General features: G+C 68.5%; 31 protein-coding genes and 2 tRNA genes. 19 read left to right on the plus strand and 14 right to left on the minus strand.

Going from position 1 to position 26,486, the window contains the following annotated elements:
• Window positions 1-75: 75 nt before the first annotated feature.
• The gene (locus FNH13_RS14590; RefSeq protein ID WP_143784091.1) at window positions 76-537 is read right to left on the minus strand and encodes a DUF2231 domain-containing protein; all 462 of its coding nucleotides are present in this window, start codon (window positions 535-537) and stop codon (window positions 76-78) included.
• 141 nt (window positions 538-678) lie between these two features.
• On the opposite strand from FNH13_RS14590, the gene FNH13_RS14595 reads away from it, so the two are divergent.
• The 7 genes from FNH13_RS14595 to FNH13_RS14625 all read left to right on the plus strand — a co-directional run bounded on the left by FNH13_RS14595 (window position 679) and on the right by FNH13_RS14625 (window position 5,710).
• Window positions 679-939: a hypothetical protein gene (locus FNH13_RS14595; protein ID WP_143784092.1), complete on the plus strand. Its 261-nt coding sequence runs from the start codon at window positions 679-681 to the stop codon at window positions 937-939.
• Between the two features lie 121 nt (window positions 940-1,060).
• A complete protein-coding gene (locus FNH13_RS14600; RefSeq protein WP_165700131.1) occupies window positions 1,061-1,453 on the plus strand; it encodes an SHOCT domain-containing protein in 393 nt (130 codons plus the stop codon).
• Window positions 1,454-1,484: 31 nt separating this feature from the next.
• Window positions 1,485-1,685, plus strand: coding sequence for a hypothetical protein (locus FNH13_RS14605; protein WP_143784094.1), 201 nt, complete (start codon window positions 1,485-1,487; stop codon window positions 1,683-1,685).
• A 2-nt stretch (window positions 1,686-1,687) separates the two neighbouring features.
• Window positions 1,688-2,812 carry a chloride channel protein gene (locus tag FNH13_RS14610; RefSeq protein WP_407669983.1) on the plus strand — a complete coding sequence of 375 codons (1,125 nt, stop codon included), beginning with the start codon at window positions 1,688-1,690 and terminating at the stop codon, window positions 2,810-2,812.
• Between the two features lie 317 nt (window positions 2,813-3,129).
• Window positions 3,130-3,891, plus strand: a complete 762-nt coding sequence (locus tag FNH13_RS14615) for an AI-2E family transporter (RefSeq protein ID WP_165700133.1) — start codon at window positions 3,130-3,132, stop codon at window positions 3,889-3,891.
• Between the two features lie 8 nt (window positions 3,892-3,899).
• Complete coding sequence (locus FNH13_RS14620) at window positions 3,900-4,370, plus strand: two pore domain potassium channel family protein (protein WP_165700134.1); 471 nt, start codon at window positions 3,900-3,902, stop codon at window positions 4,368-4,370.
• 104 nt (window positions 4,371-4,474) lie between these two features.
• Window positions 4,475-5,710: a cation:proton antiporter gene (locus FNH13_RS14625; RefSeq protein ID WP_143784098.1), complete on the plus strand. Its 1,236-nt coding sequence runs from the start codon at window positions 4,475-4,477 to the stop codon at window positions 5,708-5,710.
• 99 nt (window positions 5,711-5,809) lie between these two features.
• Here FNH13_RS14625 and FNH13_RS14630 read toward each other — a convergent pair whose 3' ends face one another.
• Window positions 5,810-6,781 carry a YihY/virulence factor BrkB family protein gene (locus FNH13_RS14630; RefSeq protein ID WP_165700135.1) on the minus strand — a complete coding sequence of 324 codons (972 nt, stop codon included), beginning with the start codon at window positions 6,779-6,781 and terminating at the stop codon, window positions 5,810-5,812.
• 246 nt (window positions 6,782-7,027) lie between these two features.
• A tRNA-Lys gene (locus FNH13_RS14635) sits at window positions 7,028-7,103 on the minus strand.
• Window positions 7,104-7,216: 113 nt separating this feature from the next.
• Here FNH13_RS14635 and tdh point away from each other — a divergent pair.
• From tdh to FNH13_RS14660, 5 genes are all read left to right on the plus strand, one after another.
• Window positions 7,217-8,272 carry an L-threonine 3-dehydrogenase gene (gene tdh, locus FNH13_RS14640; RefSeq protein WP_143784100.1) on the plus strand — a complete coding sequence of 352 codons (1,056 nt, stop codon included), beginning with the start codon at window positions 7,217-7,219 and terminating at the stop codon, window positions 8,270-8,272.
• Between the two features lie 6 nt (window positions 8,273-8,278).
• Entirely contained in the window at window positions 8,279-9,469 is a 1,191-nt protein-coding gene (locus FNH13_RS14645; RefSeq protein WP_143784101.1) for a glycine C-acetyltransferase, read from the plus strand.
• A gap of 161 nt (window positions 9,470-9,630) precedes the next feature.
• Window positions 9,631-10,440, plus strand: a complete 810-nt coding sequence (locus tag FNH13_RS14650) for an SGNH/GDSL hydrolase family protein (protein ID WP_143784102.1) — start codon at window positions 9,631-9,633, stop codon at window positions 10,438-10,440.
• 54 nt (window positions 10,441-10,494) lie between these two features.
• On the plus strand, window positions 10,495-11,037 hold the full coding sequence (locus FNH13_RS14655; RefSeq protein ID WP_143785161.1) for a sugar O-acetyltransferase: 543 nt from the start codon (window positions 10,495-10,497) through the stop codon (window positions 11,035-11,037).
• On the plus strand, window positions 11,034-12,254 hold the full coding sequence (locus FNH13_RS14660) for an MFS transporter (protein WP_143784103.1): 1,221 nt from the start codon (window positions 11,034-11,036) through the stop codon (window positions 12,252-12,254). Before FNH13_RS14655 ends, FNH13_RS14660 begins: the two co-directional genes overlap by 4 nt.
• Before the next feature lie 2 nt (window positions 12,255-12,256).
• Here the strand turns inward: FNH13_RS14660 and FNH13_RS14665 are convergent, their stop codons facing one another.
• From FNH13_RS14665 to FNH13_RS14685, 5 genes are read right to left on the minus strand one after another with little or no spacing between them, the layout of a single operon-like run.
• On the minus strand, window positions 12,257-12,571 hold the full coding sequence (locus FNH13_RS14665; RefSeq protein WP_143784104.1) for a hypothetical protein: 315 nt from the start codon (window positions 12,569-12,571) through the stop codon (window positions 12,257-12,259).
• Between the two features lie 45 nt (window positions 12,572-12,616).
• Window positions 12,617-13,357 carry a class I SAM-dependent DNA methyltransferase gene (locus FNH13_RS14670; protein ID WP_143784105.1) on the minus strand — a complete coding sequence of 247 codons (741 nt, stop codon included), beginning with the start codon at window positions 13,355-13,357 and terminating at the stop codon, window positions 12,617-12,619.
• Between the two features lie 53 nt (window positions 13,358-13,410).
• Entirely contained in the window at window positions 13,411-14,151 is a 741-nt protein-coding gene (locus FNH13_RS19330) for a hypothetical protein (protein ID WP_202878793.1), read from the minus strand.
• Between the two features lie 49 nt (window positions 14,152-14,200).
• A complete protein-coding gene (locus tag FNH13_RS14680) occupies window positions 14,201-14,650 on the minus strand; it encodes a VOC family protein (protein WP_143784106.1) in 450 nt (149 codons plus the stop codon).
• A gap of 28 nt (window positions 14,651-14,678) precedes the next feature.
• Window positions 14,679-15,092 (minus strand): helix-turn-helix domain-containing protein, encoded by a 414-nt coding sequence (locus tag FNH13_RS14685; RefSeq protein ID WP_228266431.1) that lies wholly within the window; start codon window positions 15,090-15,092, stop codon window positions 14,679-14,681.
• Between the two features lie 55 nt (window positions 15,093-15,147).
• Here FNH13_RS14685 and argS point away from each other — a divergent pair, with 55 nt between their 5' ends.
• Entirely contained in the window at window positions 15,148-16,881 is a 1,734-nt protein-coding gene (argS, locus tag FNH13_RS14690) for an arginine--tRNA ligase (RefSeq protein ID WP_143784108.1), read from the plus strand.
• Between the two features lie 4 nt (window positions 16,882-16,885).
• Here argS and corA read toward each other — a convergent pair whose 3' ends face one another.
• Both corA and FNH13_RS14700 read right to left on the minus strand, forming a co-directional pair.
• Window positions 16,886-17,917: a magnesium/cobalt transporter CorA gene (gene corA / locus FNH13_RS14695; RefSeq protein WP_321169201.1), complete on the minus strand. Its 1,032-nt coding sequence runs from the start codon at window positions 17,915-17,917 to the stop codon at window positions 16,886-16,888.
• Entirely contained in the window at window positions 17,868-18,149 is a 282-nt protein-coding gene (locus FNH13_RS14700; RefSeq protein ID WP_143784110.1) for a DUF3618 domain-containing protein, read from the minus strand. Before FNH13_RS14700 ends, corA begins: the two co-directional genes overlap by 50 nt.
• A 77-nt stretch (window positions 18,150-18,226) precedes the next feature.
• On the opposite strand from FNH13_RS14700, the gene bcp reads away from it, so the two are divergent.
• Both bcp and FNH13_RS14710 read left to right on the plus strand, forming a co-directional pair.
• Window positions 18,227-18,697 (plus strand): thioredoxin-dependent thiol peroxidase, encoded by a 471-nt coding sequence (gene bcp / locus FNH13_RS14705; RefSeq protein ID WP_143784111.1) that lies wholly within the window; start codon window positions 18,227-18,229, stop codon window positions 18,695-18,697.
• A gap of 75 nt (window positions 18,698-18,772) precedes the next feature.
• Window positions 18,773-18,854 (plus strand) — tRNA-Leu (locus FNH13_RS14710).
• 5 nt (window positions 18,855-18,859) lie between these two features.
• Here the strand turns inward: FNH13_RS14710 and FNH13_RS14715 are convergent.
• Complete coding sequence (locus FNH13_RS14715) at window positions 18,860-19,324, minus strand: OsmC family protein (protein WP_143784112.1); 465 nt, start codon at window positions 19,322-19,324, stop codon at window positions 18,860-18,862.
• Window positions 19,325-19,383: 59 nt separating this feature from the next.
• On the opposite strand from FNH13_RS14715, the gene FNH13_RS14720 reads away from it, so the two are divergent.
• Window positions 19,384-20,022 (plus strand): hypothetical protein, encoded by a 639-nt coding sequence (locus tag FNH13_RS14720; protein ID WP_143784113.1) that lies wholly within the window; start codon window positions 19,384-19,386, stop codon window positions 20,020-20,022.
• A 124-nt stretch (window positions 20,023-20,146) separates the two neighbouring features.
• Here the strand turns inward: FNH13_RS14720 and FNH13_RS14725 are convergent, their stop codons facing one another.
• The 3 genes from FNH13_RS14725 to FNH13_RS14735 all read right to left on the minus strand — a co-directional run bounded on the left by FNH13_RS14725 (window position 20,147) and on the right by FNH13_RS14735 (window position 22,458).
• Complete coding sequence (locus FNH13_RS14725; RefSeq protein ID WP_165700136.1) at window positions 20,147-21,295, minus strand: HNH endonuclease signature motif containing protein; 1,149 nt, start codon at window positions 21,293-21,295, stop codon at window positions 20,147-20,149.
• Complete coding sequence (locus tag FNH13_RS14730; protein ID WP_143784115.1) at window positions 21,229-21,657, minus strand: hypothetical protein; 429 nt, start codon at window positions 21,655-21,657, stop codon at window positions 21,229-21,231. The genes FNH13_RS14725 and FNH13_RS14730 overlap by 67 nt, the downstream gene beginning before the upstream one ends.
• 174 nt (window positions 21,658-21,831) lie before the next feature.
• Window positions 21,832-22,458: a LysE family translocator gene (locus FNH13_RS14735; protein ID WP_143784116.1), complete on the minus strand. Its 627-nt coding sequence runs from the start codon at window positions 22,456-22,458 to the stop codon at window positions 21,832-21,834.
• A 162-nt stretch (window positions 22,459-22,620) separates the two neighbouring features.
• Here FNH13_RS14735 and FNH13_RS14740 point away from each other — a divergent pair, with 162 nt between their 5' ends.
• The 3 genes from FNH13_RS14740 (at window position 22,621) to FNH13_RS14750 (ending at window position 26,453) form a co-directional block, all read left to right on the plus strand.
• Window positions 22,621-23,913, plus strand: coding sequence for an Nramp family divalent metal transporter (locus FNH13_RS14740; protein WP_143784117.1), 1,293 nt, complete (start codon window positions 22,621-22,623; stop codon window positions 23,911-23,913).
• 77 nt (window positions 23,914-23,990) lie between these two features.
• Window positions 23,991-24,896: a MurR/RpiR family transcriptional regulator gene (locus tag FNH13_RS14745; protein ID WP_143784118.1), complete on the plus strand. Its 906-nt coding sequence runs from the start codon at window positions 23,991-23,993 to the stop codon at window positions 24,894-24,896.
• Window positions 24,897-24,986: 90 nt separating this feature from the next.
• Window positions 24,987-26,453: an APC family permease gene (locus tag FNH13_RS14750; protein WP_143784119.1), complete on the plus strand. Its 1,467-nt coding sequence runs from the start codon at window positions 24,987-24,989 to the stop codon at window positions 26,451-26,453.
• Window positions 26,454-26,486: the final 33 nt, after the last annotated feature.

The raw sequence follows: 26,486 nt of genomic DNA on the forward strand, positions 1-26,486 counted from the left end.
CCGAGCCAGAATCTGGCTCGGGGCGCTTTTGTCATGGGGCGAGCCGGTCCAGGAGGTCTGGCCGGTCGAGCTGGCCTAGCCCGTCGTGGAGCCCCAGACCGATTGAGCGCCGGAGTCGCCGACCCGATAGACCTGCACACCTGCGGCGAGCGCGGCGACGACGCTCAGCACCGCGACGACCGTGACCAGCCGGCGCGACCCCGGACGGGTGGTGGCAGAGGCGGGCCAGCGTGTCAGCACCGCGAGAGCAAGGTTGAGGACCAGCAGCGGCACGGCGAACCACAGGAGCTGCTCGCCCAGGTCCTCATGGACCCCCGGTGAGCCGACCCGGTCCTCCAGGGCGTCACCACTGGCGGTCGCTACCGGGATCAGCGCCGTGGCGACAGCGGTGATGCCCAGGACGAGGGGGCCATAAGGTCTGCGCCACGCAGGTCTGACAGCGAGGGCCAGAGTGCCGATGACTGCCAACGGCAACAGCACCACGACACCGTGCACGACGAGGGGATGGACCGGCAGACCGTTGATCGTGTCGAACACGGGGACTCCCTCGGTTGTGTTGAACACACTGTGCCACCGAAACGGGCCCACAACTTGGACGCCGGGCTCCGCTCCACCAGCCCGAGCCCCCCGCCGATCGGTGTGCCCTCACCCCTGAAGGGTGACTCACAGAGCCGATGGGTGGAGCAGACGGGTTCGGGTCTGCGTCGGCCGACCCTGGCGTTCGTCGGATGGTTCGGGCCCCGCGGCCTGCCATCGGTGGTCTTCGCGCTCATCGCGAACGATGCGCTGAACGGCCAACCCGGTGCCGCCACCGTCGTCGCGACGACCGCCGCGACCGTCCTTCTGAGCGTCCTGGCGCACGGCCTCACCGCGCCACCGTTCAGCGCCGCCTACGGCGCCTGGGTCCGGCGCACCGCCCCGGGAGCTGAGACATCGTGACGAACTCGGCGAGCGCTGGCGCTTCACCCCTCGCGGGGGAAGTGGCCGGCGCGCCATGGGCGACAGGCTGTCCGCAGACGAGCCACCCGGGTCCGTCACGAAAGCCTAGGAGATGCAGCTGATGGAGGACTTCGGACTGTGGGACGTCATTGTTTCGATGTTCTGGTTCACGCTCCTGATGGCGTGGATCTGGATGATCATCGCCATTCTCGGGGACATCTTCCGCGACCGTGAGCTCAACGGCGGGGCCAAGGCGATGTGGACGATCTTCATCGTGCTGATCCCGTGGCTGGGTGCCATCTGCTACATCTTCGCCCGCGGCAACTCGATGAACGAGCGCACGCTCGTGGCCCAGCACGAGCAGCGGGAGAGCATGCGAGCCTTCGTCAAGGAGGCGGCCGGAGGGGGCGGTGCCAGCGTGTCAGACGAGCTGCGGGAGCTGGCTGACCTGCGTGCCAACGGCCTCATCACCCCGAGCGAGTACGAGCAGGCAAAGGTCAAGGTGTTGACGTGACACCGCGACCTGGCCAGGGCCCGACACGTCCGTGACCGGACAGGAGGCCCCCGTCGGACCGGACCGGCGCGGCTACCTCACCCTGCTCCTGATGGCGGGGCTGCTGGGCATCCCGCTCTCGCTGGTCGCCTTCGTTTTCCTAGTCGTGGTGCACGAGCTGGAGCACCTGGTCTGGCACGACCTGCCTAGCTCCTGGGCTACGAGGGGCCACCCGCCTGGTGGCCGATCCTGACGATCGGGGTCGCTGGGGGTGTCGTCGCCCTTGCGGTCAGACACCTGCCAGGCCGGGCCGGCCACCCGCCGGTGGAAGGGGTGGGCGCGGGGGCGACCCGTCCAGTGGAGGTGCCCGGTGTCGTGATCGCGGCGGTTGCCAGCCTGGTCGGCGGCGCCGTGGTGGGGCCCGAGGCACCACTGATCGCGATCGGCAGCGGGCTTGCCCTGCTCGCCATCCGCCGCACGCGACGGTCAACCGATCCGAGCAGTGCGACGATCCTCGCGGCGGCTGGATCGGCAGCGGCGATCTCGGCGATCTTCGGCAATCCGCTCGTGGCGGCGGTGATCTTCCTGGAGGTGCTGGGACTGGCCCGGCCCCAGTTGATGTTTGTGGTGCTGCCATGCCTGCTGTCGAGCGGCGTCGGCGGTCTGCTCTTCACGGGGCTGGGACGGTGGTCGGGCCTTGAGATCGGTGCACTGGCCATCCCCGAACTGGTCCCGGTCCGGCTCGCCCTCTGGGACGTGGTCTGGACCGTCCCGCTGGCGTGCGCGGTGGCCCTCGGGACAGCGCTGATGTATGCCGTGGGGCGGCGTGTGTCCCAGCTCGCCCCATCGCGGCTCCTGGTCACGACGGTCGGCGCCGGTCTCGTTGCCGGCCTCTCGGCCTGCATCTATGCACTGGTCAGTGACCGGTCCCCAGCGGAGGTCGCCCTGTCCGGGCAAGCGACCCTCCCGCTGATCGCGAGTGACGGCGGCGCATGGCCAGCAGGCACGCTCCTCGCCCTGGTTCTGTGCAAGGGCATCGCGTATGCCGTCTGTCTGGGCACCTTCCGAGGCGGGCCCGTCTTCCCTGCGATCGTCCTCGGAGCGGCGGGCGGCGCGCTCGCCGCATCCGTCCTGCCCGGTCTCACTCCCCTGTCGGCCCTCGCCATCGGGATGGCGGCCGGGATGGCGGTGACCGGGATGCCGGTCACCAGCGTGGTGCTGGTTGTGCTGTTGCTGGGCGATGCCGCGAGCACACAGATGCCGGTGGTGATCCTGTCCGTGGTGGTCGCGCTGGTGGTGCAGGAGACGCTGTCGGGCAGGCTGCGTCACGCTTCGTTGCCCGCGGAGTCCGCGCCGGTGACGAGCGGGGCCGCGCCGTGAGACGCGCGGCACCCGCGGTCGCACATGTTGCCCGGGAGCCAGACCCGGACCACCCAGTTGTTGCTCAACACCGCGTGCGTGGTGATTGTGGTCGCTGGCCTCAGGTCAACGAGCGCGCTCCTCGGCCTGCTGATGCTCGCCCTGATCCTCAGCATCCTCTTTCACCCCCTCCGGGCGGTCCTGGAACGACGGTTCCCGGTGTGGGCGGCGTCTGTGGCCGTGCTGGTGGCGGCCTACAGTCTGATCCTCGTGCTGACTCTGGCGCTGGTCGCGTCCGTGGGTCAGCCACAGCCCTCATCCCGACCTATGCCGCCGAGTTGGACGCGTTGGTTGCCGGCCTGGGCGACCGGCTCGTGCGTCTGGGACTTGCCGTCCCCGAGTCTGCCCATGGCGTGCCGTCACTGGACGTCAGCCGCGTCCTGGACACCGTCACCCTCTTTTTGTCCGGCCTCCTCTCGGTGCTCTCCGACCTGATCGTCGTGACGCTGCTGGTCTTCCTCGCGTTCGACTCAGCACACGCTTCCACCCTGGCGACCCAGGCGCGCGAGCACCGCCCGCACCTGGTGGACGCGTTGGGCACGTTCGCTCGGGGCACGCGCAGCTACCTCGGGGTCTCCGCCGCGTTCGGCCTGATCGTCGCGGTGTTCGACGCGGTGCTGCTCTGGGCGCTGGGCGTGCCAGGAGCCTTCGTGTGGGGCGTGCTGGCGTTCGTCACGAACTTCGTCCCCAACATCGGGTTCGTCATCGGCGTGGTGCCGCCCGCGCTGGTTGGCTTGCTGGAGGGGGGACCGGCCCTGATGCTCTGGGTCATCGTGCTTTACTCCGTCGCGAACGTCGTGATCCAGTCGATCATCCAGCCGCGTTACGTCGGCAACGCCGTGGGGCTCTCGACCACCCTGACCCTTCTGTCACTCGTGTTCTGGACGTGGGTGCTCGGTCCGCTGGGAGCGCTCCTGGCCGTGCCGATGACCCTGCTCGTCCGCGCGTTGCTCGTGGACGCTGACCCGGATGGCCGGTGGCGGCTCCCGTTGATCAGTGGTCAGCCGATCGGCCCGGCGCCGGCGACGCCTTCCGGATGAGCCCTGGGGTGCGGGCCTGGTTCCGCCCGGCCTGGGGGTTCACGGGAGTCCTCGTGGCCTACTACGCCCTCCCGCTGGACCGGGACGCCTCGGTCCTCCGGCTCGCGATCAGTTTGCTGGTGACCGGTGGCGGGCTCGGCATACTGGCCTGGATGATGGCGCTTGAGCTCCATCGGGTGCGCGCCGGCCAACCGGGCCGCGCCACGGGGGTGCTCACGATGCTGTTGGTACTGGTCATCCTGTCGTTCTCGCTCACCTTCTATCTGCTCAACGTGCTGGCCCCCGGCCAGGTGGCGGGCCTCAGCACCCGCACGGACGCGCTCTACTTCACCCTGAGCACGATGACGACGGTGGGCTACGGGGACGTGCACGCGCAGGGGCAGGTGGCCCGCGCCGTGGTGTGTGGACTGATCGTCTTCACCATCGTCGTCATCGCCTCCCTCGCGGCACACGCCAGGTTCCGGCCACCGAGTTTCTGACAGTTGGGTTTCACCCGCCACGGGTGAGTCCCTCGTGGCACCACCCGTGGACATGATGTCCAGACATCGGTGCGGTGCACCGTGCGGGCGACCTGGAGGCCAGGATGGATGTGGCACGATTCGCGGTCCTGGCAGCGATCTGCGTGGTGGCCTACCTGGCCGGCGAGCTCCTGGCCCGGCGACACGTCCCGCGTCTCCCCGTCTATCTGGCCGTCGGCGCACTCGCGGGACTGCTGATCTCGACGGCGAACGAGGCGGCGGATGTGGCCTTCCCCGCAGTGTCCTCTGTGGCACTCGGTGTGATCGGCTTCGTCGCCGGCAGCCACCTGGTCTGGCCGGCGATCCGTCCGCAGGTGCGCACGATCGGTCTGCAGGTCCTCGGCATGAGCATCATGGTGCCGGTGCTCACGTCCGGGGTCGTCGCGTTCGTGCTGCGAGACCAGAGCACGGGAGTGATGGTCTCCGCGGCCCTGCTCACCGGGACCATCATGCTCGCGCTGTCCCCACCGGAGGCCATCGCGGTCATCTCCGAGTCTCACGCGGCCGGTCCCTTCACGCGTCTCGTGCTGGGCGCCACCGTCGTGATGGACGTGGTGGTTGTCGTGGCCTTCTCCGTTGCCCTGACCGGCGCGAACGCCCTGCTCGGTGAGGGTGCATCCGTGGGCGAGCTCGTGGCTGGCGTCCTCGCGGGCCTGCTGCTCTCCGTGGTGGCCGGAGCGGTCGTGGGCGGTCTCCTGATCCTGGTCGTCCGGCAGACCGAGACCTTTCGACTGGGCGCTGTGCTCATCGTCGTCTCCTCAGTGGCCAGCGTCTGGCTCGCCGTCCTGGGCGTGAACTGGGCCGAGGATCGGCTGGGTGTGCACGCCGAGGTGGAAGCCCTCCTGGTCGCCATGATCGCTGGGGTGTTGGTGGCTAACACCTCGTCGGAGGCACGCTTTGCCACCCTGCTCGAGACCCTGGCACCGCCGGTCTATGTGGTGTTCTTCACCCTGACCGGCCTGGGGCTGCACCTCGATGCCTTGCTGGCGGCCGCGATCCCGGCAGTGCTGTTGTGGGTCGTCCGTGGCGGGGGTCTGTGGGTGGGTTCCCGCGCGGCGATGACCCTGGCTGGCGAGAGCGAGCAGGTGCGGAGGGTGGCCTGGAAGGCGTTCGTGCCCCAGGCCGGGATCGCCCTGGCTCTGGCGGCCACGGTCGCCGAAGAGTTCCCCGCATTTGGGGCAACGCTCGCCACCGTCGTGATCGGCACGGTCGTGCTCAACGAGGCCATTGGGCCGTTCTTCCTCCGGTCGGCACTCACTGACGTCGGAGAGACCGCCCGGGCCGGAGAGCTGCGCCACTAACGGTCCGATCCCGGCTGCTCGTGGCCTTGGACTCCGAGCGAGCGCCACTTCGGTCGTCAAGGCGGGGTCGCTCTCCTCCGACGGAGGGTCAGCCCTGGATCACGGCTTGTTGTCCTGGCCCGCCTCGAGGCGGATGCGCCGGTTCTCCTCCACGAGCTCGTGCTGCTTCTCGGCCTTCTTGATCAGCTGGCGGTCATCGCGCGGCGGCAGCTGTAGGTCCTCCTCGGCGGGCAGACCGGCACGCAGCTGACGCCCGCGCTCGAACTCGGCGTCGAACTCGGCACCGAACAGCAGGGCGACGTTGATCACCCACAGCAGGAGCAGCATCAGGATGGCGCCGGCCATCGCACCATAGGTCGCGGAGTAATTGCCGAAGTTGGCGACGTAGAAGCCGTAGCCGGCGACCGCGACCACCATCACCACGATCGCCACGAGCGCCCCGGGGCTGAACCAGCGGAACTTGCGCTTCAGGTTGGGGGTGCCCCAGTAGAGCAGCGCGATGATGCCGACCACGATGACGAACAGGACCGGCCACTTGGCGATCCCCCAGACCCGGATCGCCACGTCGCCCAGACCGATGACCCCGAAGACGGCCTGCGCAATGCCACCGGACAGTGCCAGGGACAGCGCGACGAGGACCACGAGCAGCAGCACCACCAGGGTGATCAGCAGCATCACCGGGCGCAGCTTCCAGACCGGCCGTCCCTCCCGCACGTCGAAGATCGTGTTCATCGCTCGAGAGAAGGCGTTGACATAGTTGGAGGCGGCCCACAGGGCTCCGGCCAGACCGATGAACAGGGCGATCCCCGCTCCGCCGCTGCCCTGCAGGGAGTTGATGTAGGCCTCGATCGGCTCGAGCTGCTCCTGGGACGCACCCAGGTCGAGTGCGACATCCAGGAGTGCCTTGGTGGTGTCCGGCCCCTGCCCGAAGACACCGAGCAGCGAGGTCAGCGCCAGGATGGCCGGGAAGATCGAGAGCACGCCGTAGTAGGTCAGCGCGGCCGCCAGGTCAGTGGCTCCGTCGTCGCTGAACTCCGCCACGGTGCGCTTGAAGACAGCCTTCAAGCTCACCCTCGAGCCCGTCTTTTCCTCGGCAGTCACGAGTCGTCCATCCCCTCCGTAGCGCGTCAGATGTCCGCCGCTAGTGTGCCAAAGGTTCGTCCCGGCTGCCCTCCGGCGCCGACCTAGGTGTGCCGAGGACCTGCGACTCAGTCCGGCCCCACCTGGGACGGGGCGCAGCGGCTCGGTGCTGGCGGACGTGCGGGACGGCATACGGAAAGTCCCCAGCCGGACAACTCCGGACTGGGGACCTCACAATGGTGCGCCCACAGGGACTCGAACCCCGAACCCGCTGATTAAGAGTCAGCTGCTCTGCCAATTGAGCTATAGGCGCGCGACGCAGAAATATAGCACCGGGACCCGCTCGGGCCGAAATCGTGTGGGCAGCAGCATCGGAGGCGGTGGCACCGCTCGGGCGGACGCGGGTGGTGCTGCAAGATGGTCCCCATGCGTGCACTCGTGAAGACCACGGCCGGTCCCGGGCTCGAGCTCGTCGACGTGCCCGAGCCAGAGCCGGGCCCCGGCGAGGTCAAGATCCGCGTGCTCCGTGCCGGCCTGTGCGGGACCGACCTGCACATCGAGTCGTGGGACGAGTGGTCCGCAAGCATGCTGCAGCCACCCTTGACGATCGGCCACGAGTTCTATGGCGAGATCGTCGAGATCGGTCCGGGCGTGGCCACGGGCGACGGCAAGTATGACCTGCGGGTCGGCATGCGGGTCTCCGCCGAGGGCCACGTCATCTGCGGGCGCTGCCGCAACTGCCGTGCTGGTCGCCAGCAGATGTGCGTGCAGACCTCCAGCCTCGGCGTCAACCGTGACGGCGCCTTCGCCGACTATGTCGTGATCCCAGCCAGCAATGTGTGGGAGCAGCCCGACGACATCGACCCGGAGCTCGGCGCCGTCTTCGACCCGCTGGGCAACGCCGTGCACACCGCGCTGAGCTTCCCGATGTCCGGGGACGACGTGCTGATCACCGGGGCCGGGCCGATCGGGGTCATGGCCACGGCGATCGCGCGACACATCGGCGCGCGCTACATCGTGGTCACCGACGTCTCCGACTATCGCCTGGAGCTGGCCACGGCTGCCGGGGCAGACCGCGTCGTCAACGTCGCGCGCGATCGGGTCCGCCCGGTGCAGGCCGAGCTGGGCATGGCCGAGGGCTTCGACGTCGGCCTGGAGATGTCCGGCTTCCCCAGCGCCCTGGCCGAGATGATCGAGAACGCGACCCACGGCGCCAAGATCGCCATGCTGGGTCTGCCCAAGGAGCCGTTCGCCATCGACTGGGGGCCGGTCATCACCCGGATGATCACGATCAAGGGCATCTATGGTCGTGAGATGTATGACACGTGGTATCGGATGACGTTCATGCTGCAGACCTCCCAGGAGCTGCGTGAGCGCATCCGCTCAGTCATCACCCACCGTTTCCCCGCCGAGCAGTGGCAGGACGCCTTTGCCGCCGCCCGGTCGGGCGAGGTGGGCAAAGTCATCATGGATTGGAGCTGACAGACGATGTATGCCGTGAAGGACGCCCTGGCAGGCGAGCTGCAGGAGATCCGGGACGCGGGACTGTTCAAGGTCGAGCGGGAGCTCACCTCACCGCAGTCCTCGCACATCACCACCAGGACGAAGGACGACCTGAGGGCCGAGGCGCTCAACTTCTGCGCCAACAACTATCTCGGGCTGGCCGACCACCCCGACGTCGTGGCCGCCGCGCACACGGCGCTGGACGAGTGGGGCTTCGGGATGGCGTCGGTGCGCTTCATCTGTGGCACCCAGTCCCAGCACACCGACCTCGAGCGCGCCATCGCCGACTTTGTGGGCACGCAGGACGCGATCTTGTTCCCGTCCTGCTTCGACGCCAACGGCGGCATCTTCGAGGTGCTGTTCGGCCCCGAGGACGCGATCATCTCCGACGAGCTCAACCACGCCTCGATCATCGACGGGGTGCGCCTGTCCAAGGCCCAGCGCTTCCGTTACAAGAACCGGGACATGGCCGACCTGCGCGCCCAGCTCGAGGCGTCAACAGACGCACGCCGCACGGTCATCGTCACCGACGGTGCCTTCTCGATGGACGGCTATCTGGCGCCACTGAAGGAGATCTGCGACCTGGCCGACGAGTTCGGCGCGATGGTCATGGTCGACGACTCCCACGCCACCGGCTTCATCGGCGAGGGCGGGCGCGGCTCCCACGAGGCCTGTGGCGTCCTGGACCGCATCGACATCGTGACCGGCACGTTGGGCAAGGCCCTCGGCGGCGGCAGCGGAGGCTTCGTCGCCGCGCACCAGGAGATCGTCGACCTGCTCAAGCAGCGGGCGCGGCCCTATCTGTTCTCCAACGCGGTGGCGCCGTCGGTGGTGGCCGGATCGGCCAAGGCACTGGAGATCGCCCGCGACTCCCACGAGCCGCGCGCCCAGTTGCGCGCCAACGCCGAGCTGTTCCGGTCGCTGATGACCGAGGCAGGCTTCGACCTGCTGCCCGGCGAGCACCCGATCGTGCCGGTGATGTTCCCCGGTGAGGACGGCGCACGCAAGGCCAGCGAGATCGCCGACGTCATGCTCGACCAGGGCGTCTATGTGATCGCCTTCTCCTATCCCGTGGTGCCCCGGGGCCAGGCGCGCATCCGCGTGCAGCTGTCCGCGGCGCACTCGGCGGACGACGTCCGCACCTGCGTGGCCGCTTTCGTGACAGCCCGGGACTAGGTCGGCTGAGCCACCCACGTCTTAGAGCCGGAACCGTATCTTGGAGCTGGTTGCAACAGGCTCCAAGATACAAACGAGGCTGTAAGACGTGCTCTCCCAGCGGAGTGAGGGGCTGGCGCAGTGCCTACGGGGAGACACGAGGAGGGCTACGCTGGCTAGGCATGACACCCACCGCCCGAACCATGACCTGCCTGGCAGCGGCCGTTGGCCTGCTACTCCCGCTCTCGGCGACCGCCACGGCAGCGCCACCGTCGTTCACCTATGACGCAATCGGCGACTCGTATGCCGCCGGGTCGGGCGCGCCGGATGGTGCGGCCTATCCGGACCTCCTGGACGGCCGGATGCGCATCAGCCTCGAGGACTTCGCCGCTGTGCCCGGTGCGACCGCCGGGCCGGGCGGCAACAGCCTGCAGTCCCAGCTCGACGCCCTGGACGAGAACACCGACCTGGTCACGCTGACCATCGGCGGCAACGACATCCCCTGGGGACAGACCGTGCTGATCTGTCTGGCCGCGGACGACCCCCTGTGCCTGCTCCAGATCACGGCGGTGGAGGCGCAGATCCGGAGCACTCTCCCCGCCACGCTGGACACGGCATACACCGACGTGCGGGCGGCAGCACCGCACGCTCACGTCGCCGTCACCGGCTATGCCCGCCTGTACTCCCCGGAGTTCGGGGACTACACGGTGCCGGGGACCCAGGCCCTGATGTCCGTCGTGGAGCAGCAGGCCGCCAACGACGCCGCCGACCTGCTCAACGCGACCATCGCCGATGTCGCCCAGCAGCACGGCTTCCAGTTCGTGGACGTGACGAAGCGGTTCGACGGCCACGGCGTCAACGCCGACGACCCGTGGCTCCACGGCGCCATCGCGCCCACAGGAGGTGCGTTCCACCCGAACGCGGACGGCTACCGCTCGGGCTATGCCCCGGCTCTGACCTCCGCGATCAACCCCAGGGACCTGCGCGGCTAACCTGGCTAGGTGACGGACTACTTCGCGGGGGACGACCGCAGCAACTACGAGCGCATGGTCGCCGGTGACCTCTATATCGCCGACGACCCGCGCATCGCCGCCGAGGGACGGCGCGGCATCGAGCTCGCGGCCGACTATGGCACGACCTATCTGGAGGACCGCGACGCCGCCCGGCCCATCCTCCAGGAGCTGATCGGCTCACTCGGCGAGGGCGTCGAGGTGCGGCCACCGCTCTATGTCGACTACGGCACCAACGTGACCATCGGCAAGGGCACCTTCATCAACTTCGGTCTGACCGCGCTCGACGTCGCACCGATCACCATCGGCCGCCACTGCCAGATCGCCACCCATGTCCAGCTGCTCACCCCGTGGCACCCGCTGGAGCCGACCCCGCGCCGTGACGGGCTCGAGTCGGCCTCTCCGATCACCATCGGCGACAACGTCTGGATCGGCGGCGGAGCCATCGTGCTGCCCGGAGTCACGATCGGCGACAACTCAGTGGTCGGTGCGGGATCGGTCGTCACCAAGGACGTGCCCGCCAACGTGGTCCTGGTGGGCAACCCGGCACGCGTCGTCAGACAGCTCGATGCGGAGTGACCCCACCGCCTGAGTCGGCCTCTCCCGGCTCGCGTGCCGTCGGCACAGGCTTCGCGCTGGTCGCGACCATCCTGATCGCTGTCAACCTACGCCCGGTCGCGTCCTCGGTCGGCCCGATCCTGGAGGAGGTCACGCAGGGCCTGGGGATGAGCACCACGGTCGCCGGTTCCGTGACGGCCCTGCCAGGGTTGGCCTTCGGTCTGGTCGGTGCCCTGGCCGTGGGCCTGGCGCGACGGGTCGGTATGACGACCGGCATCGTGCTCGGTCTGCTCACCTTGTGCATCGGCCTGCTCGCCAGGTCGATGATCGACAGCACCGTGCTCTTCCTGGTCTTCACCGGCCTGGCCCTGGGCGGTGCCGCCATCGGCAATGTGCTCGTGCCGGCCTGGATCAAGCGGCAGCCGCGTGACGTCCGGCTGATGACGCTCTACAGCGCCGGCCTCACTCTCGGCGGCGCCATGGGGGCAGCGCTGGTCGCCCCAATCAGCGCGAACTTCGACCTGGGCTGGCGCGCCGCCCTCGGGGTGTGGGGTCTGCTCGCCCTCGTGGCAGTCGCACCGTGGGCGGTCATCGCCGTCCGGGAGCGGGCGACTCCGGGAGGACGCGGGTCTGCGCGATCGGCGAGCGCGGTCGGGCAGATCTGGCGCTCTCCGACGGCGGTGGCCCTCACCGTGGTCTTCGGCATCCAGTCGATGAACGCCTACGTCCAGTTTGGCTGGCTGCCCCAGATCTATCGGGACGCGGGCCTGTCCGCGGGCTATGCGGGGGTCCTCATGTCCCTGCTCACGGCACTGACCCTGATCGGCGCACTGATGATGCCCACGGTCATCGCGCGCTCCCCCTCGCTGACGTCGTGGATGTATGCCTTCGGTGTGCTCCTCGTCATCGGCAACGGCGGACTGTTGCTGGCTCCGTCCGCAGTGCCGTGGCTCTGGGCGATCATCCTGGGGATATCCGGTTTTGCGTTCCCGACCGCGATCGCCCTGATCACCGCACGCACCCGTGACCCGCAGGTCACGGCGCGGCTCTCCGGGTTCGTGCAGCCCACCGGATACATGTTGGCGGCGCTGGGTCCGTTCCTGGTGGGTCTGATCTATGAGGCCACCGGGACCTGGACCGTGGTGCTGATCATGCTCATGCTCAGCGGCGTCGTGCTGACCCTGGCCGGCCTGCGGGTTGCACACCCGACCCGGGTGGACGACGAACTGACAGCCTGAGTTCAGCGCTCCAGCAGGTCCAGCACGCGGTCGAGCTTGCCCTCGAGCGCGTCGAGCTTGCCCTCCATCGACTCAAACCGGGCATCGTGGACGTCAAGTTTGCCCTCGAGCGCGTCGAACCTGCCGTCGATCGACTCAAACCGGGCATCGTGCCCAGAGATGCTGGTCCTGATCGCAGCGAGGTCCTCTGTGATCTCGGCAAGTCGATTGGTGTGCCGCCCCTGCGTCGTGCTGATCTTGTGGATCAACTCGTAGAGCGCGTGCACGTCGTTGTCCAGCTGGCGGACCTTCTGCTCGATACTCCCCGAAATCGTCACCCCTTGACTCTAAGGGCATCGCATGGGGTCCGCCAGACCCGTCGCTCACCCTGTGGACAAGGGTCGCCGGGCTCGCACCAGCCAGCCGCGGCCCGGCGCATACGGCAAGTCGCCCACCACGACGTCCTCGAAGCCCGCAGCCGCCAACGAGGTTTCCAGCTCCTCCCGGGAGCGGAAGCGCAGCGTCGAAGTGGAGATGACGTCCTGTCCGTCAGGGAACTCGTTGTGCGCGGTGAAACTGACCAGGAGCGGGTCCTCCCGCACGGCGGTGATCTCCATCCATTCGGTCAGCGGCCCAAGGCCCGGCACGTCGGTGGTGGCCCGGGTCGCCTCGGGGGTCCACCGCTCCCAGCCCCTGTTCTCAGGGACCCGGCTCTCGAACGCCAGGTGCCCACCCGGGCGCAGTGCCGCGTGGATCGCCGCGAGCGTCTCCGCCCAGGCCTCGTCCGTGAGGAAGACCTGCGCGACGTTCGCGGTCATCGTCGCGAGGTCAACCTGCAGCGAGCCCAGCGCAGTGGCGTCACCGTGCACCCAGGTGACCCGATCGGCATACTCCTTGCCCCGGGCCACGCCCAGGCTGGCACCTGCCGGGTCGACCCCCGTCACCTCGATCCCGCGCTGCGCCAGCAGTATGCCGAAGGTGCCGGTCCCGCACCCGACGTCCAGCACCGATCGGGCACCGACCTCCTCCGCGACAGCCAGGTAGGTGTCCAGGTCGCTGCGGTCGGGGTCGAGGACGTCGTAGAGCGGGGCGAGGCGCGGGTCATCGAACTCAGCATCAGGCATGGCGGCGACGGTATCCGCGTGATCGGCGAAGCGCGACGGGTTATCGCGGAGGGCTACTGTCCGGACGGTGGTGGGGGCGGGGGCGGAGGGCCTCCCTGGTAGCCACCCTGCTGGTAGCCACCCTGCTGGTCACCACCCTGCTGATAGCCGCCACCCTGGGGGTAACCGCCCTGCTGATAGCCACCCTGCTGATAGCCGCCACCCTGGGGGTAACCGCCGTAACCGCCGGGCGGGCCAGCGGTCAGCGCCCGCTTGCTCTCGCCCCGACCGATAAACCAGATGATCGCCCCGATGATCGCCAGGACGCCACCCAGGATCATGCCGCCGATGCCCGCCAGGACCCCGAAGATGCCGCCGATCGTGCCGGCCACATTCAGGGCCGGGCCCACGAGCGTCCTCGGCCCCTCGCAGGCCACCGTGTGCTCCCCCGCCTGCTCAGCCGTGAAGTTGCCGACGTTGACGTAGGTCGTGTCGCCGCTGGTCCCCTCGATCTCTGTGGTGCGACTGAGGTTGAGCTCCTCCCCGTCGGGTCCGGTCACCGTGCAGCGCGCGTTCTCGCTGCCCTGCTCGACCTGATAGATCGTGCGCTCGTCGCCGGCCTGCAACGAGACCGTCCTCTCGCCATCGATCGGTAGGGCCTCCTCGACGGCAGTGCTGATCGCATTGAAGGAGGCGAGACCGGTGATGATCGCGAGCGCTAGGGAGCCGAGGCCAAGGACCACCCCGATCCAGAAGGTGACCGCCCCTCCCTTGCGCTTACCGCGACCGGGCAGGGGACCAGCGACGTTGGACATGGACGCCACCGTAGCGCGGTCTCAGCACGGGCGACAGCAGGCTCACACGTCAGGCCCCGGCGTTCTCGGCGAGCGGGGCCTTAAAGCGCATCATGTTGCCGGCCGGGTCACGGAACGCGCAGTCACGCACCCCATAGAACTGGTCGGCCGGCTCCTGCAGCACCTCGGCGCCGGTGCTCTCCACCTTCGCGAAGAGCGCATCCACGTCGCGCACCTCAAAGACCAGGGCGGAGAGCACCCCCTTGGCCATCAGGTCGGCCACAGCGGACTTGTCCTCCTCGCTCATCGGCACACCAAAGGCCTGGTAGTCCTGGATGACGATCTCGATCTCAGGCTGACCCGGCGGGGTGAAGGTGAGCCAGCGAAAGTCGCCCTGGGAGACGTCCTGGCGCACCTCCAGGCCCAGGGCGTCGCGATAGAACGCCAGCGCGGCGTCGACGTCGTCGACGATCACGAAACAGCTGTTGAGGATGGGTGAGGTGAGGGTGTTTTCGCTCATGTCTGCAACGTTACGACTGCTCGGGGTCTTAGCGCTTCTCCGATCCTGATCGGCGCCGCACCGGCCGGGTGGCGTGCTTGACGAAGCACCCGGGGATACCGACCAGCTGGTCGTGACTGCGGGCCCGGTAGGCGCTCGGGCTCTCCCCCACCAACTCGGTGAACCGGGCACTGAACGAGCCGAGCGAGGTGAAGCCGACGGCCATGCAGACGTCGGTGACGCTCTGGTCACCGAACCGGAGCAGGGCCATCGCCCGCTCGACCCGGCGCGTCATCAGCCAGGAGTAGGGCGTCTCCCCGAACGCCTCCTTGAAGGAGCGCTGGAAGTGCCCCACCGACATGAGGGCCTCGCGGGCGAGGCGAGGAACGTCGAGCGGTTCGGCATACTCCCGGTCGATCAGGTCGCGCACCCGGCGCAACCTGATCAGGTCCTCCCGCTCCACCCGGACAGTATGACGGAGCGCCGGACACCCGGCCCGCTCACCGTAGGCTGGGCCCATGTCCTTGCAGTCCGAACTCTTCCCCCTGGTCTCCTCCGCGATCGAGGCAGCGCTCGGCCCGGAGCACGCCGGGGCGGATCCGGTGCTGCGCCCGAGTCAGTTCGCCGACATCCAGGTCAACGCGGCGTTGGCCCTGGCCAAGCGCGTGGGCAAGCCGCCCCGCGAGGTCGCCGCCCAGATCGTCGAGCACCTGCCCACCGACGGCGTCTTCGGGCAGGTCGAGATCAGCGGACCCGGCTTCATCAACCTCACGCTGGCCGACGGCTGGATCAACGACCGGGTCAGCGCGATGGCTGCCGACGACCGGCACGGTGTGCCCGTGCAGCCGGCCCAGCAGATCCCGATCGACTACTCCGCACCCAACGTGGCCAAGGAGATGCACGTCGGTCATCTGCGCACCACCGTGGTGGGGGACGCGCTGGCCCGCACCCTGGAGCACCTGGGACACCACGTCGTGCGGCAGAACCACATCGGCGACTGGGGCACCCCCTTCGGCATGCTGATCGAGCACCTCCTGGCGGTGGGCGAGGACAGCGACGAGGCGCGCCTGCTGGAGAGCGACCCCAACGCCTTCTACCAGGGCGCCCGGGCCCGCTTCGACTCTGACGAGGAGTTCGCCACCCGCTCCCGCACCCGGGTGGTGTCGCTCCAGGCCGGGGACGCGGACACGCTGCGCCTGTGGACCGAGCTGGTCGAGCTGTCCAAGCGCTACTTCAACCGGATCTACGGCGCGCTGGGCGTGACCCTGACCGATGCCGACCTGGCGGGTGAGTCCACCTACAACGACGAGCTCGCAGCGATCTGTGACGAGCTGGAGGCCGCCGGGATCGCCACGATGAGCGATGGCGCGCTGTGCGTCTTCCTCGACGGTTACACCGGTCGCGAGGGCAAGCCCGTGCCGCTGATCATCCGCAAGTCCGACGGTGGTTATGGCTATGGCACCACCGACCTCGCCACGGTCCGTCACCGGGTGGAGCACCTCGGCGCGGACCGCATCCTGTATGTCGTGGGCGCCCCTCAGTCGCTGCACCTCAACATGGTGTGGGCCACCGCGCGCAAGGCTGGCTGGCTGCCGGAGTCGGTCGAGGTGGTCCACGTCCAGATCGGCAACGTGCTCGGGCCGGATCGCAAGATCCTGCGCACCCGCTCGGGCGCGCCGCTGCGGCTCATGGCGCTGCTGGACGAGTCCGTCGCCACCGCGCGCGCTGTCATCGACGAGGCCCGGCCCGACCTGCCGGAGGAGACCCGCGCGGTCATCGCCCCGCAGATCGGCATCGGTGCGGTCAAGTACGCCGACCTGTCCGTCGCGCACGACAGCGAGTACGTCTTCGACCTGGGTCGGATGACCTCGCTGACCGGAAACACCGGTCCCTACCTGCAGTATGCCGCCGCGCGCGTGCGGTCGATCTTCCGCGCCGCCGACGCCGGGCCGGAGCAGAGTCGCACGAGCCAGATCGTGGTCAGCGAGGCAGCCGAACGCGCCCTCGCCCTAGAGCTCATCGAGTTCGGCGAGGTGGTCGCACAGGTCGGGGAGAGCCTCGAGCCGCACCGGCTGTGCGGATATCTCTTCCAGCTGGCGCAGTCCTTCTCGGCCTTCTATGAGCACTGCCCGGTGCTCAAGGCCGCGGACCCTGCGGTTCGGCAGTCGCGGCTGGCGCTGTGCGCGCTCACCCTGGATGTGCTGGTGACCGGTCTCGATCTGCTGGGCATCGAGTCCCCTGAGGTGATGTGAGGGCTCAGAGCCAGCCCGACCGCCGGAACGCGCGATAGAGGAAGATGCAGGCCAGGGCCATCAGCGCCACGACCAGGGGATAGCCAAAGCTCCAGTGCAGCTCGGGCATGTCCTCGAAGTTCATGCCATAGACGCCGGCGACCATCGTCGGCACCGCCGCCATTGCCACCCAGGCCGAGATCTTGCGCATGTCGTTGTTCTGCTGGATCGAGATCTGAGCCAGATGGGCGTTGAAGATGTCGCCGAGCAGCCGGTCATAGGTCTCGATGTGGTCGGTGACCCGCAGCAGGTGGTCGCCGACGTCACGGAAGCGCAGCTGCAGCTCGCCGGACTCGATCGGCCCCTCCGCGCTGGAGAGCCAGGCCACCGCAGGAGTGAGCGGGGCGGCGGCCCGACGGAACTCCAGAACCTCACGCTTGAGCCGATAGATCGCCCCGGAGTGCGCCGTGTCGTTGCTGCCGAAGACGGACTCCTCGATCTCGTCCAGGTCAGCAGCGACCTCGAGGTCGATCTCCAGATAGGTGTCAACCACCGCGTCCAGGACGGCATGCAGCACACCGTCTGGTCCCTGCTCGGCGAGCCGTTCGGGGCTGGCCTCCAGGATGCGGCGCACGGGGGTCAGGGGCGCCACGTCACCACGGCGGACGGTGACCACGAAGCCATCGCCGACAAAGATCATGATCTCGCCGGTCTCGATGTCGGAGGTCTCCTCGACATAGGCCAGCGTCTTGAGCGCGGCGAAGATCGTCGAGCCATAGCCCTCGACCTTGACCCGCTGCCGACCGGAGACCGCGTCCTCCACGGCGAGCGGGTGCAGCCCCAACTCCTGGTCGACGTCGGCGAACTCGGCATCGGTCGGGTCCTTGAGCCCGATCCAGAGGAAATCACTGCCCTCCGAGGCGCGGATGGCGGCAAGGTCGTCGCTGAGGTCGCCGCACTCGTGGCGGATGCCCTTGCGATAGACCGCCCGGTCGACGATCAGTGGGTCACCCCTTGTAGAAGACCCGGCGGGCCAGACCCAGTGCGATCGCGACACCGGCGACGATCGCCAGCCCCGTCGCGAGCCGGTCATAGCGCGGCTCACCGGTCTCGGTGAAGGCTGCCCGGTTGGCACGGAGCTTGAGCGCCTCCACCTGACGACGCTTGATTTCCTGGGGCGAGGCTCGGAAGGTCAACTGATCCACGGTGCGGGCCAGTCGCTCACGAGTCGCGGTGAGCTCCGCCTCGATCTCCTTCTGAGAGCGAGTCCGCGGCTTGCTGTCGGCCATCTGTGCACGCCTTTCCCTGGTGACTACGTCGCCTGAGACGATAACGCAGAACTCGACCCACGACCTCAGGAGACGCTATGACCCGCCTCGAGCCGGGCCAGCAGGCCCCCGCCTGGACCCTTCCCGACGCCGACGGCAAGCAGGTGTCGCTCAGCGACTATGCCGGCCGCAAGCTGATCATCTACTTCTACCCGGCCGCGATGACGCCCGGTTGCACCAAGCAGGCCTGCGACTTCCGCGACAACCTCGCGGTGCTGCAGGGCCATGGGTATGCCGTGGTCGGGATCTCCCCCGACTCCCCGGAGAAGTTGACGAAGTTCACCGACAAGGAGTCGCTCACCTTCCCCGTGCTGGCCGACGAGGACAAGGCGGTGCTCACGGCATACGGCGCCTTCGGCGAGAAGAAGCTCTATGGCAAGACCGTGACCGGTGTCATCCGCTCGACCATCGTGGTCGACGAGGAGGGCGCCGTGGAACTCGCGAAGTACAACGTCAAGGCGACCGGCCACGTCGCCATGCTGGCCAAGGCACTGGGCGTCAGCCTCTGAGCTGCGCTGCCTCGTCGCCCCGAACCGGAACTGGCTGCGTTTCGTCCTCGACGGGGCACTAGCATCGGGGCGCAAGCGCTCGTGGTGGAATTGGCAGACACGCAGGATTTAGGTTCCTGTGCCTTCGGGTGTGCGGGTTCAAGTCCCGCCGAGCGCACTCTCTCAACGCACCAGTGTCGTGGGCTCGTGGTCCACCGGGAAGTTCACCGAGCTGGCGATAAAGCACGCCTGGTTGGCCTCGTGGTGCAGGTGCGGCACCAGCGCGACGTGAGCAGGATCGGCGATCGTCACCGTCGGCCGCAGCAACACCCTCGTGAAGTGGCCGCCGATGCCGTCCTGCTCCATGGTTCCCACCGGCTGGTCCCGGTATCCGACCACCGTTACTCCGTGGGTCACCGCGATGTGCAGGAACGAGAGCAGGTGGCACTCGCTGAGAGCTGCCACGAGCAACAGCTCGGGGTTCCAGCGCGCTGGGTCTCCGCGGAAGGGCTTGTCAGCTGAGAGCTCGAGCTCAGGGCGACCCACGCTCGAGGCCAGCACGTCCCGGCCATAGTCGCGATAGCCGGAGGTGCCGCTCCCCCGGTCCCCCGTCCAGATGACCTCGATCTCATAGGTGTGCGTCGCCATACAGCAACTGTCCCACCACTGGCTCGCCCTCAACGGCATACTCGGGGGCTGGAGGACCGATGGAGACGCTGCACCCCAGTGAGTACCCGTGGGCCGAGCCCCTGCGCGCCGGGCTGCTCCGGGGCGACGCATTCGTGCCGGAGGCCTGCGTTGATGATCTCGAGGGGCGGGTCCCGGTTGTGGCAGTCGGGTCCAACGCCTCCCCCGCTGTGCTGCGACACAAGCTCGGCCCGCTGCTGAGCACCGGCGTGCCTCTCGCCGTGGTCCAGGTCGAGGGGCTGGCAGTGGGCCACTCCGCACATGTCAGCGCGCGGGGCTACATCGCAGCTGCCCCCTTCCGCAGCGAAGGGGCGCACGAAGCGGTCGTGGCGTGGTTCGACACGGCGCAGCTGGCCACCCTGGACGCCACCGAGCCCAACTATCGGCGGATCCCGCTACCCGACGACATGTCGTGCCGGCAGGGTGACGTGTCAGTCGCCGGTGCGGAGGTGTATGCGTCGGTGCACGGTGTCCTCGGCGAGGACAGCACTCCGTTGAGTCTGCGCGACCAGATCAGTGCCCTGTCCTGGCTGGCTCATCGATTGCCCGCGCCGATCGCCTCCGCCCTGAACCATGGCAGCCTCCGCGAGGCAAACACACGTGAGCGGGTGCGAGGTGCCTTGATCGAGGCCGGACTGGTCCTGCCCTCCGGTCTATGACCCCGCCGAGATGCTGAGTCCAGCGCTCCGGCCTGAGCTCAGCGGAGGCCTCTGAGCCGCAGGAGAGCGTCGGCGGACATGGCTGTGTGCCCGGCCGCGGAGGGTCGGGCGCGGGGCAGGGTGGTCACACGTGCCAGGTCACGATGGATCCGGCGACGGTGGCTATCAGGTCCTTGTCGTGTACGAGGGTGTGGTGTCGCGGACAGAGCAGGACCAGGAAGGCGATGTCGGTGCCACCACCGCGGCACCACCAGATGATGTGGTGCGCGTCGCACCAGGTCCCGGGCACATCGCAGCCGGGGTAGGTGCAGTGCCTGTCGCGGACCATCAGTGCTTTGAATTGTCCCGGCGTCGCTAGCCGCACCGTGCGTCCCAGGCTCAGGGGTTCGCCGTGCTCACCGAGCACGATCGGGGTCAGGTCCCCGATGCACGCCAACCGTCCGGCCTGCGCCGCGTCCAGCACCGCACCGGTGTTGGACAACGCCGCCCCGGCAGGTTTGCCCGTGTCCGGGTCTGCTGTGACCGTGACCATCACCGACGCACGTCCCGAGGACGGCGGGGCACCGGGGTTGGACATCCCACGGTTGAGCACCATCAGCAACGCGTCGAACTTCCGCTGCCCGGGGCTGCGCAGGTCCAAACCCCCACCCTCATCCAGGGCGGTCTTGTCCGGCACCGGTGCCGCCAACGGCCCGTTCAACACCCCATCGATCAGTGCCGCCTCCACCTCCGGGGCGTCGACGGTGAAGCGGGTCATGCCCCTGCCCAGGGCGCGGCGTGACACCGTCCGCAGGGCCTGCGCGGTGTCCTTGGTCTCCTCCCGGGGCTTTTCGTCCAGCAGGTCGATCAACAACTTCTTGCACACCACCTGAAGGTCCGCGTCGCTGATCTGCGGGTCGATCGCCGCGTCCGTAGCGATACCCGCATAGTCCTGCGCCTGCTCGGGGGTCAGGCACGGCACCAACCGGCGCATCGTGCGGGCCACCAACGCGCCCCGATCCACCCCCGTGCGCCCCTGCACGACCGCTAACGCCAAGGCGGCCCCCCAGTCGCACTCACCGGCACGGACCACGTCCAGGATATGGCAGGCCTCCTGCTTCGACAACCACTGGCAACGCACCCGCAACCAGGTCGGCAACGACATCCCCACCTGGTTGTGCAACCCCCGCTCCCAACACTCCCGGGCCAGGGCCACGACCTGCCCGATCACCTGGTTACGGACCCGCCCGGCCGCTTCCAACCCCGCCACCAGCTCGGACTCAAAGACCGCCACCAACCCCTCGGCCCCCACTGCCCGGCCCGCTGCAGGCCCCGACCCGCAACCTCCAACCCACCCACCAGATCCTGGGCAGGATCAGCCTCCTGACCCAGCCCCGCCAACGCCTCCTCGACGTCGGCGACCAACGCGGCATACTCCGCACCCTCGGTGTCCGAAACCGCCCCCAACTCGGTCCAGAACTGCCCCTCCCACACCCGGGCCACCTCCTCCAGGCCCTCCCCCGGACCAACTGCACCGGGCCCGACGTCACCAGCGCCCGACACGCAGTCCAGGTCGAAGGTGCGCCAGTCCGGCGCGCGGCGCTGACCCAGGAGAACACTCTCCCCGACCTGCGGCCCGCCGCCTCTCCCCTTCATGCGAACAAGTGTACTAATCATCACTGACGGTCGCAACCCCAACACGCCCACAACATCCCAAACGGCACACGCCTGACGGATCGGACAGTCGACCACCACCCAATCGCGCCAGACGGATCGGACAGTCGACGACCGACAATAGGGCCAGCATCAACCGTCCAGACTCTTGCGCGGCTATCCGCTGAACGCGACAGGCCAGAACTCGACCGCGAGCACGACCGCGGCGACCACCAACAGCGCGCCGGCCACGGCGAGCGCCCACCGATAGACGCGGTCCGACAGCAGGTGACGCCCCCTGGCGACCACGATGGCGATGACCACCTTCGCTCCGACGATCGCGACATAGAAGGCGGCCACGAGAGTGATGGCCTGCGCCGACGAGGAGCGCCACGTCGTCAGCGCGAGCGGCCCGAGCACCGTGGCCCAGAACACCCACGGGTGGGGGCTGAGCACGTTGACCACTGCCGCTCGCCAGAGCGCCTGCCAGGCCTCTGCCCGCTGCGCGGCGGCCCCGGTCTCGAGCACGGCGTGCCGTGAGTCGCGGATCGTGCTCCACCCGGTCCAGGCGACAAAGACGGCACCCACCAGCGCCAGCCAGCCGATGGCCTGCTCGGACAGCTGGCTCAGCACCACGAGGGTGCCCGCGACGACGACCACATCGGAGAGCAGCGGAGCGCAGGCTGCCATGACCCCCGCCAGCCATCCACCACGCAGCGCAGAGGTGACCACCAGGACGAGCAACGGCCCGGGGCTGATCCCAGCCGCTGCACCCAGCGCGAGACCGACCAGCACGACATCCACAGGGTGAGACTAGGGGCCCGATTCCTCGCCCCTGCCGCGTGGTCGCCTCACCGAGTGCCAAGACCCCGCCGTCAAGGACGCGCACAGACCTCTTCGGTGTGCCAGGGTGTTTGGAGCACGAGCGCAGTCGAGGCGGTCCGACCCGCCCGGCGGGAGGGTGTCATGTCAGACGACGGTGTCAAGGCGGGTCACGGCGAACGGTTGGATGACGACTCGGGGACGCCAGCGCGCTGGAAGATCGTCGGGCCGGGCCTGGTCGTCGCGGCCACCGGCGTGGGGGCCGCCGACATGGTGGCCACCCTGACCGCGGGGTCGCGCTACGGCTACGCCCTGCTCTGGGCGGTCATCCTCGGCGTGATCCTCAAGATCATCCTCGTGGAGGGCGCAGGGCGTTACACCCTGGCGACCGGCTACACGATCTTCGAGGGCTGGCGCACTCTGGGGCGGTGGACGACGTGGTACTTCGGCCCCTACATCATCATCTGGGGCTTCGTCTACGGCGCATCCGCGATGAGTTCGACCGCCCTGCCCCTCGCTGCGTTGTTCCCCGCCGTCGACCTCAAGATCTGGGCGGTCCTCATGGGGCTGGCCGGCTTCGTCATGGTCTGGCTCAACCACTATGCGACCTTCGAGAAGATCACCGCGGCTCTGGTGGGTCTGATGTTCGTCACCATCGTCATGCTGGCCGTGATCGCCGCACCAAACTTCCCGGAGATGATCAAGGGGCTGGTGCCGATGATCCCGGAGGGCGGGCTGATCTACACCCTGGCCCTGGCCGGCGGCGTCGGTGGCACCATCACCCTGGCCGCCTATGGCTACTGGCTGCGGGAGAAGGGCTGGTACACCCCCAAGTGGATGCGGGTCATGCGCATCGACAACACGATGGCCTACGTCCTCACCGGCATCTTCGTGCTCTCGATGCTCATCGTCGGTGTCGAGGTCGTCCAGGCCGCCGGAGTGGCCCTCAGCGCCGGTGACGAGGGGCTGGTCGAGCTCGCCGATGTGCTCAACGACCGCTACGGCACCTTCATCGGCACGGCCTTCCTCGTCGGGTTCTGGGCCGCTGCCTTCTCCTCCATCATCGGTGTCTGGAATGGCGTGTCACTGATGTTCGCCGACTTCTGGGGCAACATGCGTGGACTGGAGTCCGGGCACCCTGACACCCGCATCGGCGGCAAGTACTTCAAGTGGTATCTGGTCTGGCTGACCTTCCCGCCGATGATCATGCTCTTCCTGGAGCGGCCGATCGGGCTGATCCTCGCCTACGGCGTGCTCGGATCACTCTTCATGCCCTTCCTGGCAGTCACGCTGCTGGGCCTGCTCAACGGTCGGCGGGTCCCCAAGGAGTGGGCCAACCGGTTGCACACCAACATCGCCCTGGCCCTGACTGCGGTGATCTTCATCGTCCTGGGCGTCAACCAGCTCTGGAACACCATCGGCGACGTCATCGGGTGAGACCGAGCCGTATGCCGAGTGGTCCCCTCCGCGGCACGCTTCCGTCACCGCTGTCCCCCGGCTAGCCTCACTCCACTATGCACGAGGACCAGCGCAGCGGGACGTCCGTCACCGTCGCTCAGCTGACCCGGGATCGGCTGGGTGAGTTGAGCGCTGGCGAACGCAAGGTGGGTCGCGCCCTGTTGTCGGCCTACCCGGTCGCCGGCCTGGAGACCGCTGCGGAGCTGGCCACCCGGGCGGGGGTCAGCGCGCCCACCGTCGTGCGCTTCGTCGGCCGTCTCGGTTTCGCGGGGTATCCGCAGCTGCAGCGAGCGCTGATGAACGAGGTGCACGCCCAGATGGGCTCGCCGCTGCGGCAGTACCCCTTGCTGGATCAGATGCCGGCCGGGGAGGAGTTCATCCCGTTCGCTGCGGAGAAGCACGCCGCCCTCGTGCGCACCTCCTTTGAGGACCTGCCCGCCAGTGAGTTCGCCGCGGCCGTGGACAGGCTCTGCGACGAGTCCCTCACCGTCCACATCATCGGCGGCAGGTTCAGCCATGTGCTGGCCAGCTATCTCACCTCCCACCTCCAGCTGCTGCGCGGCAACGTGGGCACGGTGCCCCCGGACGAGTTCTCCAGGACCTCCCTGGTGGCCGACGCAGGCCGTCAGGACCTGGTGGTCGTCTTCGACTATCGCCGCTACGACCCGTCCACGGTCCGGCTGGCGCGAGCCATGTCCGCAGCCGGTGCCCGGGTCCTGCTGCTGACCGACCCCTGGCTCTCACCGGCGGCCGACGTCGCCGAGGTCGTGCTGACCAGCCGTGTGGAGTCTCCCTCCGCCTTCGACTCGCTCGTCCCCGGCCTCGCCCTCGTCGAGACCCTCATCACCGCAGTGATGGACACCCGTGCCGAGGACGGCCGTGCCAGGGTCGAGCGGATGGAGACGGTGCGCGACGACCTGAGCCCTGAGAACCCGTCTCCCCTGCCACCACCCTCTGGCTAGGCTCCCGACGAACGCGCCCGCCGCCCTGAAACAGAGATTCCAGGACCAAGTCGTTGACAGTGATCTGAATCGCCTGTTTCATGGTGCGTCATGGCGAGCACACCGCATGAGACCGGCAGTTCCGGGTCCACCACAGCGTCCGAGCAACCCTCCGGAGCAGGGCTGCACCGCAATCTGCGCGTCTGGGAGGTCACCGCCCTCTCCGTCGGCTTCATGGGTCCGGTCATGGCGATGTCGCTCAACGGCATCGGCGTCGCGGGCCTGGTCGGCAAGGCCGTCCCGTTCACCTTCATCGTCGCCTTCGCGGGCACCATGGCGGTGGCCTACGCCTTCGTCAGACTCACCCGCTACTTCACCCACGCCGGGAGTGTCTACGCCCTGGCCGGCGCCACCCTCGGCCCCCGGGCGGGCTTCTTCGGCGGCTTCGCCCTGCTGGGCACCTATCTCTTCTTCTCCGCCTGCATCGTCGGCGCCTGCGCCGTCTTCTTCGACGCGATGCTCACCGAGCTCGGTGTCAGCGTGCCGACGTGGGGGTGGTTGATCGTCGGGCTGATCGCCGCGCTGGGCGCCCTGGCGCTCAACCTGCGCGAGTCCAAGACCGTCACCCGCGTCCTGCTGGGCATCGGCATGGTCGGCATCCTCACCATGCTGGCCCTCGCCTTCGTCATCATCACCCGCGTCGGCAGCGGCAACGCTCCGGTCAGCACCGGCCTCGACTTCGGCACGCTGCTGCCCGGCGACGCCTCCTGGAACGCGATCATGACGGCAGCGGTCTTCGGCTTCCTGTCCTGGGCCGGCTTCGAGTCCGGCACCACCTTGGGCGAGGAGACCAAGGACCCCAAGCACACCATCCCCATCGCGCTGACGCTGGCGGTCGTGCTGGCCGGTGTGATCTACACCGTCGTGATGTTTGCTCAGTCGGTCGGCTTCGGCACCGACCAGGCCGGCCAGGACGCCTTCGCCAACGCCAGTTCCACCCTCACCCAGCTCAGCTCCACCTATATCGGCGCCTGGTTTGCCGTGGTGATCTCGATCATCGCCTTCTGTGTGGCCTTCGCCTCGCTGCTCAGCTGCTCCGCGGCCGCCGCCAGGCTCGTCTTCGCCATGGCCCGCGACGGTTTCGGCCCGCCCGCCCTGGCCCGCACCAACTCCACCGGCGCCCCCAGCACCGCGACCTACCTGGTCATCGGTCTGGCGATCGTCCTCATGCTCTTCCTGGCAGCCATCGGCGGTGGCCCGGTCGAGGTCTACTACTGGTTCGCCACCATCGCCACGCTGTGCATGGTCGTCGCCTACGGCATGGCCTCGATCGGCGTCATCCGGCACACCTTCCGCCCCGGCTCCCCCATCCGCGCCTGGGAGGCTGTGATTCCCGCTCTCGGGCTGACCTTCCTGGCCTACGTCTACATCGTGCAGGTCGAGGGGCAGGAGGCTCCCTACACCTACTTCCCGTGGATCGCGGGCGCCTGGTGCCTGCTCGGCCTCGGCGTCATCATTGCCTTTCCGCGGCTGGCTGAGAGGATCGGTTCACGCATCGCCCAGGAGGATCTCGGATGAGCGAGGACACGAGCTTGCGAGGCCGCAAGCTCA

This window comes from Ornithinimicrobium ciconiae, assembly GCF_007197575.1.
GTDB classification, from domain to species: Bacteria; Actinomycetota; Actinomycetes; order Actinomycetales; family Dermatophilaceae; genus Ornithinicoccus; species Ornithinicoccus ciconiae.